Annotated in this window: 15 protein-coding genes and 1 tRNA gene; 4 read left to right on the forward strand and 12 right to left on the reverse strand. The window is 66.0% G+C overall.

Going from position 1 to position 11,828, the window contains the following annotated elements; translation table 11 throughout:
- Positions 1 to 88 precede the first annotated feature (88 nt).
- A complete protein-coding gene (gene metC / locus J0I99_RS02900) occupies positions 89 to 1,279 on the forward strand; it encodes a cystathionine beta-lyase (RefSeq protein WP_291395674.1) in 1,191 nt (396 codons plus the stop codon).
- On the opposite strand, the gene J0I99_RS02905 is transcribed toward metC, so the two are convergent.
- Positions 1,269 to 2,015, reverse strand: a complete 747-nt coding sequence (locus tag J0I99_RS02905) for a phosphatase PAP2 family protein (RefSeq protein WP_291395676.1) — start codon at positions 2,013 to 2,015, stop codon at positions 1,269 to 1,271. The two genes, metC and J0I99_RS02905, sit on opposite strands and share 11 nt — an antisense overlap.
- A gap of 77 nt (positions 2,016 to 2,092) precedes the next feature.
- On the opposite strand from J0I99_RS02905, the gene J0I99_RS02910 reads away from it, so the two are divergent.
- The 3 genes from J0I99_RS02910 to J0I99_RS02920 all read left to right on the forward strand — a co-directional run bounded on the left by J0I99_RS02910 (position 2,093) and on the right by J0I99_RS02920 (position 3,416).
- A tRNA-Pro gene (locus tag J0I99_RS02910) sits at positions 2,093 to 2,169 on the forward strand.
- Positions 2,170 to 2,184: 15 nt separating this feature from the next.
- Complete coding sequence (locus J0I99_RS02915) at positions 2,185 to 2,490, forward strand: ETC complex I subunit (protein WP_291391567.1); 306 nt, start codon at positions 2,185 to 2,187, stop codon at positions 2,488 to 2,490.
- Positions 2,491 to 2,501: 11 nt separating this feature from the next.
- Positions 2,502 to 3,416, forward strand: a complete 915-nt coding sequence (locus J0I99_RS02920) for a TraB/GumN family protein (RefSeq protein ID WP_291395678.1) — start codon at positions 2,502 to 2,504, stop codon at positions 3,414 to 3,416.
- A gap of 7 nt (positions 3,417 to 3,423) precedes the next feature.
- Here the strand turns inward: J0I99_RS02920 and J0I99_RS02925 are convergent, their stop codons facing one another.
- From J0I99_RS02925 to J0I99_RS02975, 11 genes are all read right to left on the reverse strand, one after another.
- Positions 3,424 to 3,675, reverse strand: a complete 252-nt coding sequence (locus J0I99_RS02925; RefSeq protein WP_291391569.1) for a DUF2442 domain-containing protein — start codon at positions 3,673 to 3,675, stop codon at positions 3,424 to 3,426.
- Positions 3,662 to 3,916 (reverse strand): DUF4160 domain-containing protein, encoded by a 255-nt coding sequence (locus J0I99_RS02930; RefSeq protein WP_291395679.1) that lies wholly within the window; start codon positions 3,914 to 3,916, stop codon positions 3,662 to 3,664. Before J0I99_RS02930 ends, J0I99_RS02925 begins: the two co-directional genes overlap by 14 nt.
- Before the next feature lie 25 nt (positions 3,917 to 3,941).
- Positions 3,942 to 5,093 carry a Gfo/Idh/MocA family oxidoreductase gene (locus J0I99_RS02935; protein WP_291395680.1) on the reverse strand — a complete coding sequence of 384 codons (1,152 nt, stop codon included), beginning with the start codon at positions 5,091 to 5,093 and terminating at the stop codon, positions 3,942 to 3,944.
- Positions 5,094 to 5,246: 153 nt separating this feature from the next.
- Positions 5,247 to 6,302 carry a sugar phosphate isomerase/epimerase gene (locus J0I99_RS02940; protein ID WP_291395681.1) on the reverse strand — a complete coding sequence of 352 codons (1,056 nt, stop codon included), beginning with the start codon at positions 6,300 to 6,302 and terminating at the stop codon, positions 5,247 to 5,249.
- Between the two features lie 108 nt (positions 6,303 to 6,410).
- Positions 6,411 to 6,776 carry an antibiotic biosynthesis monooxygenase gene (locus tag J0I99_RS02945; protein ID WP_291395682.1) on the reverse strand — a complete coding sequence of 122 codons (366 nt, stop codon included), beginning with the start codon at positions 6,774 to 6,776 and terminating at the stop codon, positions 6,411 to 6,413.
- 34 nt (positions 6,777 to 6,810) lie between these two features.
- Entirely contained in the window at positions 6,811 to 7,197 is a 387-nt protein-coding gene (locus J0I99_RS02950) for a DUF1801 domain-containing protein (RefSeq protein WP_291395684.1), read from the reverse strand.
- Positions 7,198 to 7,358: 161 nt separating this feature from the next.
- Positions 7,359 to 7,826 carry a DUF2231 domain-containing protein gene (locus tag J0I99_RS02955; protein WP_291395686.1) on the reverse strand — a complete coding sequence of 156 codons (468 nt, stop codon included), beginning with the start codon at positions 7,824 to 7,826 and terminating at the stop codon, positions 7,359 to 7,361.
- A gap of 150 nt (positions 7,827 to 7,976) precedes the next feature.
- Positions 7,977 to 9,119, reverse strand: a complete 1,143-nt coding sequence (locus J0I99_RS02960) for a Gfo/Idh/MocA family oxidoreductase (protein ID WP_291395688.1) — start codon at positions 9,117 to 9,119, stop codon at positions 7,977 to 7,979.
- A gap of 4 nt (positions 9,120 to 9,123) precedes the next feature.
- Positions 9,124 to 9,867: a sugar phosphate isomerase/epimerase gene (locus J0I99_RS02965; protein ID WP_291395690.1), complete on the reverse strand. Its 744-nt coding sequence runs from the start codon at positions 9,865 to 9,867 to the stop codon at positions 9,124 to 9,126.
- The gene (locus tag J0I99_RS02970; RefSeq protein WP_291395692.1) at positions 9,864 to 10,631 is read right to left on the reverse strand and encodes a sugar phosphate isomerase/epimerase; all 768 of its coding nucleotides are present in this window, start codon (positions 10,629 to 10,631) and stop codon (positions 9,864 to 9,866) included. Before J0I99_RS02970 ends, J0I99_RS02965 begins: the two co-directional genes overlap by 4 nt.
- Before the next feature lie 123 nt (positions 10,632 to 10,754).
- Positions 10,755 to 11,828, reverse strand: coding sequence for an ABC transporter ATP-binding protein (locus tag J0I99_RS02975; protein WP_291391579.1), 1,074 nt, complete (start codon positions 11,826 to 11,828; stop codon positions 10,755 to 10,757).

Raw genomic sequence — 11,828 nt, forward strand, 5'->3', positions numbered from 1 at the left:
GTCAAGCGCTACCACCGGTATGGCGCGATATACCTGACTGTTATTTGCTCAATGAACGCGTTTGGCTGAGATTTAGGCACCCCATCAAATGACAGAAAAAGACCGGGACTCCGGGACGTCGGCGTCCCCGGAATCCATCCTGACCCACTCGGGGCGAGCGTCCGAAGACCATCTGGGTTTTGTCAACATGCCGGTCTTCAGAGGCTCGACGATCCTGTTCAGGACGCTCGATGAGCTCGAGGACTACGGGGCGCCGTACCGATACGGCCGCAACGACAATCCCACCACGCTCGCGCTCGGCAAGCTGGTGAGCGAACTGGAAGGCGCCGAGGGCACGGTCATCGCACCGTCGGGCCTGTCGGCGGTCACCACCGCCATTCTTGCCACCGTGGCCGCGGGCGACGAAATCCTGATCTCGGACTCGGCCTACGATCCGACGCGCGTGTTCAGCGTCGAGGGCCTGTCGCGCTACGGGATCGGATGCCGGTTCTACGACCCCCGCATCGGCGCCGGCATCGCGGACCTGATCACGGACCGGACCAAGGCGGTCTATGTCGAAAGCCCCGGCTCGCTGACTTTCGAGATCCAGGACCTGCCGGCCATCGCAGCGGCCGCCCATGCGCGCGGCGCGACCGTGATCTCCGACAATTCCTGGGCGACGCCGCTCTATCACCGGCCGCTGCAGCTGGGCGCCGACATCGTCGTGCACGCCGCCACCAAGATGTTTGTGGGCCATTCCGACGCGATGGTCGGCACGGCGTCGGCCAATGCGGCGCTGTGGCCCCGGCTCAAGCGCACCCACCGCATCCTCGGCGTCGCGACCTCGCCTGACGATTCCTACCTGACGCTGCGCGGGATGCGGACGCTGGCGGTGCGGATGAAGGAACACGGCGCACGCTCACTCGAGCTTGCCGCCTGGCTGCAGCGGCAGCCCGGGGTCGAGGAGGTCTATCACCCCGGCCTGCCGACGCATCCGGACCACGACCTGTTCAAGCGCGACTTCTCCGGCTCGGGGAGCCTGTTCGCGATGCGGCTCAGGGAAGCGCCGCGCGCGGCCATCGCGGCCATGGTCAACGGCCTGCAGCTGTTCGGCATGGGCTATTCCTGGGGCGGCTACGAGAGCCTGTGCATCCCGTTCAACCCCTCCAACATCCGCACCGCCGTGCCGTGGGATGTGAAGGGCCAGATGTTCCGGGTGCATGTCGGCCTCGAGGGCTTCGACGACCTCAAGGCGGACATGTCGGCGGCCCTGGCCCGCTACAACGAGGCTAGTGCCTGACGCGCGCCTCGAAGGTCCGGCGGACGATGCGTCCGTCGGCGCTTTCGAACAGCCAGCCGCGCGCGACGAAGACGTTGCGCACGGCGTAGGCGCCGAGCACCCCGAGCACTGCGCCGGCCGTGATGTCGGTGGGATAGTGCTGACCGAGCATCACCCGGGACACCGACACCAGCACTGCGAAGATCAGCGCGGGCCAGAACGCCCTGGGCCAGAGGAACGCGACGACCGCCGCCAGCGAGAAGGCCGTCGTTGCGTGGCCGGACGGAAAGCTCTGGTAGACGTGGTCGGCGAGGTTGAACGGCCGGAAGCTCAGCGGCGCCTCGGCGGTCCAGGTCTCGGGACGCCCCCGCCCTAACGCACGCTTCAGCAGCGTCGCGACGAGACTGGGCAGGCCCACGCCGACGAAGATGAAGCCGGTGACGGCGGCGAACTCGGCCGCGACCAGCTTGATCCGGTCGCGTGTCACCCGCGACAGCAGCCAGCCGCCGAGCCAGCCGAGCACGGTGGGAATCAGGATCCAGTCCGACTCGCCCCAGCGCGTGATCCAGCGGAAGACATACCGCACCGGTTGCGACACCTCCTGCCCCCAGGCGGAGATCGCATGGTCGAACAGGTAGAGGACGGCGATCACCACCACGAAGCCGGCGACGAACGGCAGCGCGGTGCGGCGGTTGAGGCCTGGCGGCCAGGATTTGTCGAGCTCGATCATGCCGCCCATGTGCGGGAGCGACGGCATCGGCGTCAACTGGGCGCTGCAAAACCCGGTGATGCTTGCGCTTTGTGGCGAGTGCGGATAACGGATTGGCGACAGTTCGGGGTATAGCTCAGCCTGGTAGAGCACCGGTTTTGGGAACCGGGGGTCGAGTGTTCGAATCACTCTGCCCCGACCATCTGACGAGGAAGCGATGACGGCACGTATCTACCGGCCTGCGCCCAACGCCATGCAGTCCGGCCGCGGCAAGTCCAAGGAGTGGGTGCTGGTGTATGAGCCGGCGGCGCCGCGCGAGATCGAACCGCTGATGGGCTACACCTCCACCGTGGACACGCGCGCGCAGATCCGGCTGACCTTCGAGACGCTGGCGGAAGCCGAGGCCTATGCCCACCGCAACGGCATTGCCTACCAGGTCATGCCCGAGCACAAGTCGACCGTGAAGCGGTCGAGCTACTCGGACAACTTCCGCTCCGACCGCAAGACGCCCTGGACGCACTGAGGGCCGGCGGAGTGAAGCGGCTCCGCCATCTCCCCGCCTCCGTGATGCTGGCCCTAGGGCTGGCGACGCCGGCCCTCGCGGAGCCGGCGCTGTGGAGAGTCAGCGACGCCGACAGCGACATCTACCTGTTCGGCTCGGTGCATATCTTCACCAAGCAGGTCGACTGGCGCACGCCGCAGTTCGACCACATCCTCGCGACCGCCGACCACGTCTATTTCGAGGTGGTGATGGACGTCGAAGCCTATTCGACCATCACCCAGGTCACCCTCGCCAAGGGCATGTTCCGCGACGGGCGGACGCTGGCCGACGTGCTGAGCGCGGCGGACTACGCGCGGCTCGGCAACGCAGCGGTCAGCGTGGGCACCACGGTCGAGGCGCTCAACCACATGCAGCCGTGGCTCGCGACGATGACGCTGATGAACGACGCCTACCCCAGGACCAGCGCAGGCGTCGAGTTGCTGGTCGATGCGGAGGTGGCGCCCGGGCGCAAGCGCGGGCTGGAGACGGCCGCCGAGCAGATGGGCTTTCTCGCCGACCTGGGCATGGCCGAGCAGGTCGACAACCTGATGTCGACCGTCGAGGGCATCGAGAGCGGCGCCATGGCGCAGCTCGAACCGATGATCGAGGCCTGGCAGAGCGGCGATGCGGCCGGGCTTGCCGAGGTGATCGAAGGCCAGGTCACCGCGCGCGACCGCCCGATGTACGACCGGCTGCTGACGGATCGGAACCGGCGCTGGCTCACTGCGCTCGAGAGACTGCTCGCCGACAACGACGAGTCGCTGGTCATCGTCGGCGCCGGGCATCTGGTCGGCGCCGAGGGGGTGCCGGCGTTGCTGGAGGCCAGGGGCTATACGGTCGAACGCATCGACCAAGCGCAGACGGCCGCGCCGCCTGCGACTGGGGCGAGGTCGACAAAGCGTCGCTGAGAGATATCTATTCGGCCGCAGCGACCTTGCGGCGGCGATTGGTCATGTCGCCACGGCCGGCCAGCAGGCCTTCGACAGAGATGTCCTCATCGAGTTCTTCCCAGTGGAGGCCGCGTGTGCTGAGATAGAAGCGCCGTCGCTGGTCGGGCGTCGCCTCTGCAAGGATGGGAAACCATGACAGTGGTATACCGAGGGTGCGACCGTCCGAGAGGTCGACCCAGAACTTGTCGGCGTCGAAACGGACATCAGTCGGCTTCACCAAAGAAGTCGTTCCAGGCTCTTTCGATGGTTCCACGTTGTGCCTCGATGATCGGGATCAATTGCCTGACGATCCGTGCGTCGAAGCCGTCATTATAGGCCAGTGAGACGTCCGGCCAAAGCCAGAACTTGGCGTCGATATGGTCTTTGATGACGTGGATGTGTATCGGCTCGCGGGGCGTTCCCTCGTTGGCGTAGAACAGGAACCGGTAGCCGCGGTGACGGAAGACCACTGGCGACATGATCTTCCGCTCCGCCTCTGTTCGCTCACACCTCGCTGAGCCTGGTCCACTTGCCGTCGTTCTGCGAGGAGGCGACGGAGGCCATGATGAACTCCATGCCTTCGACGCCGTCGGCGAGGCTAGGCAGCAGCCCCGCCACGTCCTTGCCCTCGCCGCGGATCACCTGGGCGAACTGGCTGTAGAGCGTGGCGAAGGCCTCGAGATAGCCCTCGGGATGGCCACCCGGGATGCGGACGTTCATCGAGGCGGCCGGCGGGGCGGAGATGGCGCCGCCGCGGGTCAGCAGCTGCTTGGGTTTGCCGAACTCGGTGAACCACATGTAGTTGGGGTTGTCCTGCCGCCACTCGAGGCCGGCCTTGTCGCCATAGACGCGCAGCTGCAGGCCGTTCTCGTTGCCCACGGCCACCTGGCTGGCCCACAGCATGCCCTTGGCGCCGCCGACAAAGCGCAGCTTGATCTGTACGTCATCATCGAGCTTGCGGCCCTTGACGAAGCTGGTGAGCTCGGCGCTCACCGCCTCGGTCTTCAGCCCCGTGACGAAGCGCGCGATGTTGTAGGCGTGGGTGCCGATGTCGCCGATGGCGCCGCCCGCACCGGAGCGCTTGGGATCGGTGCGCCAGCTCGCCTGCTTGTTGCCCGGATCGGCGGCGTTGGTCAGCCAGTCCTGCGCGTACTCGACCTGCACGACACGGATCTTGCCCAGCGCACCCGATTTCACCAGTTCGCGCGCCTGACGGACGAGCGGATAGCCGGTGTAGTTGTGCGTCAGCAGGAACTTGGCGCCCTTCTTGGGCTTGATCGCCGCCAGTGCCCGCGCGTCGTCAAGCGTCGAGGTCAGCGGCTTGTCGCAGATGACGTGGATGCCGGCCTCGAGGAAGGCCTTGGCCGGGCCGTAGTGCATGTGGTTGGGCGTGACGATGGAAACCGCCTGGATGCCGTCCTTGCGGGCGGATTCCTTTGCCGCCATCTCCTCGTAGGAGGTGTAGATGCGATCCGGGGCGAGCCCGATGTTCCTGCCTGACTCGATTGCGACCTCGGGGCGCGACGACAGTGCGCCGGCGACGAGTTCGTAGTCGCCGTCAATGCGGGCCGCGACGCGGTGCACGTAGCCGATGAAGGCTCCGGTACCGCCGCCGACCATGCCAAGACGAATGCGCGGTGCGCCGTTCTCTGCCATTTCTTCCTGCTCCCTTGTATGTGTCACCGGGTCTCCACCACCCGGATGTCACCCCTGCGCAGCCAGGGGCCCAACTCGCAGCCCGCGCCGTCGGAGGCGTGGGTCCCTGCTTTCGCAGGGATGACATCCTGAGTGTGAGGAGGCCCCCTGCCCTCAGCTCAGGCCGAGAATCCTGCGGTTGGCCGCCCGGTCGGTGCCCGACGCGGCGAAGTCGTCGAAGGCCTTCTCGGTGACCTGGATGATGTGGCTGTCGATGAACGGCGCGCCTTCGGCAGCGCCCTGCTCGGCCGACTTGATGGCGCATTCCCATTCGAGCACGGCCCAGCCGTCGAAGCCGTAGGCGCTCAACTTGGAGAAGATGCCGGCGAAATCGACCTGGCCGTCACCGAGCGAGCGGAAGCGCCCGGCCCGGTTCACCCAGGTCTGGAAGCCCGAATAGACGCCCTGCTTGCCGGTCGGATTGAACTCGGCGTCCTTGACGTGGAACATCCGGATCCGGTCGTGGTAGAAATCGATGTACTGCAGGTAGTCGAGCTGCTGCAGCACGAAATGGCTCGGATCGTAGAGCAGGTTGGCGCGCGGGTGGTTGTTCACGCGCTCGAGGAACATCTCGTAGGTCGCGCCGTCGAACAGGTCCTCGCTCGGGTGGATTTCGTAGCACAGGTCGACGCCGTGCTTGTCGAATTCGTTGAGGATCGGCGTCCAGCGGCGCGCGAGCTCGTCGAAGGCTTCCTCGACGAGGCCGGCGGGGCGCTGCGGGAATGGATAGAGGTACGGCCAGGCCAGCGCGCCCGAGAAGGTGGCGTGGGCCTTGAGGCCGAGGTTCTTCGACGCCGCCGCGCAGTGCATGAGGTGCTGCACCGCCCATTCCTGCCGCGCCTTGGGGTTGCCGCGCACGGCCGGGATGGCGAACCCGTCCGACAGCGTGTCATAGGCCGGGTGCACCGCAACCAGCTGGCCGATGATGTGGCTGGCGAGTTCGGCGATCTCGAGCCCGTGGCTCTGCACCGTCCCCTTCACTTCGTCGGCATAGGTCTTTGACGAGGCAGCCTTTTCCACGTCGACGAAATGGGTCAGCCAGGTCGGGATCTGCACGCCCTTGTAGCCGAGGTCGGCCGCCCAGGCGCAGATGTTGTCGAGCGTGTCGAACGGCGCCTTGTCGCCCGCGAACTGGGCAAGAAAGATCGCCGGCCCCTTGATGGTGCGCATCAGAATAGTCCCTCCCTGTGGCGGCACTCTGGCCGCTTGGTGCACGTGCATCAGGCAGCCGCGGCGCCCGACATTGCAGTGCCTAGTGAAACGCTGTTCGCCGGGGAGTCAAGGCGGGTCGGCGGGCGTTTGCGGCGGCAACCGGCCGGTACCGGCATCGGGAGGATCGTCACCGCGCATGTCGGTGAGAACCGTGTCCGCGTGGTGGACATCGACACGCCGGCTGATCACCAGCCGATCGAGCGCATCGCCCACCCGCCGGAACTCGGGCGTCGCCCACATGGCAGCGTGCGCGGCATCGCTGGCGAAGCATTCGCTGACCAATACGGTGTCGGGCTCTGCGTCGCGCAGGCTGGGTTCGAAGTAGAGCATGCCGTCGCGGGCGCGGATCCACGGGAGCATGGGGCGGAAGATGGCGAGCAGCTGTTCGGCTTCGCCGGGTCGGCACTTGAACCAGATGTTGATGAAGCGCATCGCTCCCCCTGCGTGGCCCGAGCGCGCCAGCGACCTAGCCGGCGGAGACCCGCGACCGGGCCCGAGCCACGTTCTCGTCGGCCCGGAAGCGGGCCATGCGCGTTATGAGGTCGAGCGGCAGCGGCCGGTCCTTCGGCAGCCGCAAGGCGGACTTGGACACTCCGTATCCGCCGAGTTCATCGGCAAAGGCGGCGAACACCGAGAAGGGCGGCGGAAACGACAGCGAATAGTGCCGCGTAGCGACCGAGAGGTAGCACAGCCAGCCGTGATACTTGAACGCGGGCAACTGGTAGCTGATTACCTCCTCCGCGTCGGGGACGGCCGCGAGCACGGCCGCGCGCATCTTGCCGATGGCTTCCGCGTCGGCCGCTGGCAGGGCCGCAAGATAGTCGGCATGCGACCGGAAGTCCGTCTTGGCCATCGCCCCCTCCCGTTCGAACCGGCGCCCTGGTCATGATTTGCGACGATAGGGGAGCCTACTCGAATCCTTCTCGATGCTCCATGCCCTGAGCCGATGGCCGAACTCGGTGCTGCCATGGTGCCGGGCGATTCCGGCGCCCGGCACCATGGTGCTGTGGCTGGTCAGCCGCCAGCGGCCTTGGCCACGTTCACGCCCAGGTCGAACACCAGCTTGCCGCCATAGTACGCCGTCCAGACGACGAGGCCGGCGCCGACGATGGACACCATCGGCATCACGAACGCCACGGGCCGCGTCAGCCGGATGTTGCGCCACCACATCGCCACGCGCACGATGGCCCACACCGAGAACACGATCGCGACGAACCTGCCGAGCCCCTCGTGGACTTCGGCCACGTCGCTCTCGAAGCCGCCATTCTCCGCGATCGTCAGCGCGATGTCGCCAAAGTAGAACGAGGCGATGGCGGCCAACGCCGCAAGAACGATCATGGCGGTGGCGAGGTTGCCGAGCGGGGACCTGCCGGTCACGTCCCGACCAAGTGCAACACTTACTGTTTCAACGGCGGCCACGAGGATGATCAGCACGATCGGAAAGTGCACGAGCATCGGATGAATATGCTGGACTGATAGCACGACTGGCTCCTCAACGGGGACTATCCCCCGGCGGAGACCCTCATAGCCATTGCCGCTGACGCCAATCTGACGGACCGTCCGGCATCGGGCCGCTCACACGGCAACGGCCCGGAGCTAGGCTCCGAGCCGCTGGATTGCGTGTCGCCGACCTCAGCGCAGCAGCGCGCGCGCCTCGTCCGGGCCCAGCGCAGCGGGGCGTTCGCAGGTGGTCGAGAGCGTGATCACCTGCCCGGTCCCGCCGGACTTGAGGATCGAGGTCATGACGTCGACGGCATGCAGCGCCACGTCGAGGCCGCAACGCGCGGGCCTGCCGGTCTCGATCGAGTCCATCATGTCCGCGAGGCCCGCATTGCGGTAGTTGGCGCGCGGGTTGGGCTTGTCGAGATCCTGGTTGGCGACGCCGAACGGGTGGTTCCAGGGCGTCACCTTCTCCTTGGTGCCGGCGATGTCGGTGATGGTGACGTCGCCATTGAAGAAGTTCGGATCGGGCACATAGACCGAACCTTCGGTGCCGTAGAGCTCGATGTTGTGGTGCCCGTGGCTGGCAACGTCCCAGCTCGCGCCGAGCGTGACGATGGCGCCGTTGTAGAACTCGAGGATGGCGTGGACCGTGGTCGGGGTGTTGACCTTGATCATGGTGCCCTTGAACGGCGAGCCCTCGGTGGTGACCTCACGCTCCTCGCGCGCCTTGCCGGTGAAGGCGGTGACGCGCTTGATCGGGCCGATCAGGCTGATCAGGTCGGTGATGTAGTACGGACCCATGTCGAGGATGGGGCCGCCGCCCGGCTGGAAGAAGAAATCCGGATTGGGGTGCCAGTGCTCCATGCCCCGGCTCATGATGTGCATGGTGCCCGAGGCGATCCTGCCGATCTTGCCGCTGTCGATGATCGAGCGCGCCTGCTGGTGCGCGCCGCCCAGGAAGGTGTCGGGGGCCGAGCCGACCTTGAGCTTGTGCTCGTCGGCCAGCGCCTTGATCTGGATGCCCTCCTCGACGCTGAGGACGAACGGCTTTTCCGAGTAGGCGTGCTTGCCGGCCGACAGGATGTCCCTGGTAACGGCGAAGTGGGTCGAGGGAATCGTGAGGTTCACGATCACGTCGACTTCCGAGTTCTTCAGCAGCTCGTCCGGGGTCTGGGCCGCGACCTTGTATTCCTCGGCGCGTTTTTTGGCCGCCTCGGGAATGATGTCGGCGACGGCCCGGACCTCGAGGTTCCGGAACAGGGGCGCGAGGCGGAGATAGGCGGCCGAGATGTTGCCGGCACCCATGATGCCGACGCCATAGGTCTTTGCCATGATCTTAGGCTCCCAGGGTCTTGATGAAGGCGATCGAGCGCGAAGCGAAACGGTCGACGTCCTTGGGGTTGTCGTGCTCGGCGACGAAATAGGCCGCCTTGGTCTTCGTGCGGATGATCGGCCACAGGGTCTTCCACGGCACGATGCCGTGGCCCGCGTCGGCCCAGCCGTCCTCGTCGGCGTTCTGGCCGGCGGGCGCGATGTCCTTGACGTGCACGGCGACGATGCGGTCGCCGAACTTGGGCAGCCAGGTGGCCGGATCGGCCTTGCCGCGCACGATCCAGGCGACGTCGGCCTCGACGTTCACCGCCGGTGCCGCTTCCAGCAGGATGTCCATGGCGTACTTGCCGTCATAGGAGACGAACTCGAAATCATGGTTGTGGTAGCCGAACGTGAGGCCGGCATCCTGAAGCGGCTTGCCGATCTTCTGCAGCTTCTCGCCGAACGCCTTCCAGCCGTCGGCCGAGGTCGGGCGCTGGTCGGGCGCCAGCCAGGGGCAGATGGCGACCTTGATGCCGAGCGTCTCGGCGAGCTTCAGGGTCTTGGCCGTATCCTCGAGGTCGCCGAGGCTGATATGGGCCGTCGGCATGGTCAGGCCGTTGGCGTCGAGCTGCGCCTTCAGGGCCTTCGGATCGGTGTAGAGCGAGCCGTAGCCCTCGACATGGCTGTAGCCGAGCCGGGCGACGGTCTTGAGCACATCTTCCAATGGAAAGTTGCGGGCGCTGAATAGCTGAAAGCCGATATTCATTTGGAGTTCTCTATCAAGTTCCAGGTGCGTACAGAGGCGATGGAGCGTGAGGCGAAGCGGTCGACATCCGACGGATTGTCGTGCTCCATCACGAAGTAGCGGGCGTTGGTGTACTGCCGGATGGCAGCCTGCAGCGCGTTCCAGTCGAGCGTGCCGTGCCCGACATCGGCCCAGCCGTCCTCATCGACGTTCTGGCCGGCCGGCGCGATGTCCTTGACGTGTACCGCATTGATCCGGCTGCCGAATTTCTTCATCCAGGCGATCGGGTCGTGACCACCCTTCACCACCCAGGCAACGTCCATCTCCCACTCGTTGTTGGACGCCGTATCGAGGATGACGTCCATCGGCAACCGGCCGCTGGCAGTCGGCACGAACTCGAAGGCATGGTTGTGCCAGCCAAAGCCGAAGCCGCGCCTGCGGATGGATTCGCCAAGCACCGCAAGGGTTTCGCCCAGTTCGACCCACTTGCTGTCCGGCTGGTTCTCGCGCTCTTCCTTCGCAATGGCGGGGCAATAGAGGTAGCGCATCCCAAGCGTCTCCGCGATCTTCAGCGCGGCATCCGTGTCCTTGAGCTGGGCGAGGCCGAAATGGCCGGTGGGCATGGTGAGACTGTGCTTCCTCAGCGACGCGGCCAGGCTTTCCGCCTCCGAATAGAGGCCGCCGAAGCCCTCCACCTGCCGGTAGCCGAGCCGCGCAATGCGGCCGAGCACGTCATCGAGCGGCGGGAAGTTCCGCGCGCTGTAGAGTTGAAACGAAAAGTCCAATCTGTCTCCTCCGTCCCGGCGTTTGCCCGGCTCCTGCCAGGGCTCGCCGAGCTTTTTGACCGGGCTGGTAGCACTGTCGCGTCGACGCCACCACGCGCCCGGTAGTGCCGACGCGCCGAAACGTCAGATGCGCTCGCCGCTCTCGCCGTTGAACACGGAACCACGACCGGGATCGAAGCCGATCAGCACTTTCTGGCCCGGCACGAGACGGACTTCGGCATCGGCCCTGAAGGTGAGCGACTGGCCGCCAAGCTTGGTCCAGGCAATGGTGTCGGCGCCCATGGGCTCGACGATCTCGATCTCGCTCTCGACCTGGAACGGCATCTTCTGCGCCTCTTCCCCGACCACGACGTGCTCGGGCCGGACGCCCAGCACCGCCGCGCCGTTCATCGGGGCCTTGAACTCGTAGTTGGCGAGCGGGATCGAGGCGCCGTCGATATTGAGGGCGCCGCCGGTCAGGTCGCCGCGGATGAAGTTCATCGAGGGCGAGCCGATGAAGCCGGCGACAAACAGGTTCGTTGGCTTGTTGTAGATGGTGTGCGGATCGGCCAGTTGCTGGATCACGCCGTTCTTCATGATCGCGATGCGGTCCGCGAGCGTCATGGCCTCGATCTGGTCGTGCGTGACATAGATCATGGTATTCTTGAGCCGATGGTGCAGCCGCTTGATCTCGACGCGCAGGTCGTTGCGGAGCTTGGCGTCGAGGTTGCTGAGCGGCTCGTCGAACAGGAACACGTCGACATCGCGCACCAGGGCGCGGCCGATGGCGACGCGCTGGCGCTGGCCGCCGGAGAGCTCGACGGGCTTGCGTTGCAGAAGGCTCTCCAGCTGCAGGATCTCGGCGGCACGCTTCACCCGCGCGTCGACCTCGGGCTTCGGCATCCCCGCTACGCGCAGACCGAAGCTCATGTTCTTCTCGACCGTCATCTGCGGATAGAGCGCGTAGGACTGGAACACCATGCCGATGCCGCGGTCCTTGGGCTCGTCCCAGGTGACGTTCTTGCCGGAGATGAAAATCTGGCCGGCCGAGATGTCGAGCAGCCCCGCGATGCAGTTGAGCAAGGTGGACTTGCCGCAGCCCGAGGGCCCGAGCAGCACGATGAACTCGCCCTTGCCGACCTCGAGGTTCAGCCTATCCAGCACGGTGACGGTGCCGTAGTTGAGCGACAGGTCCTTGATTTCTACGCTTGTAGACAT

Source organism: Devosia sp. (assembly GCF_017307495.1).
Lineage (GTDB): Bacteria > Pseudomonadota > Alphaproteobacteria > Rhizobiales > Devosiaceae > Devosia_A.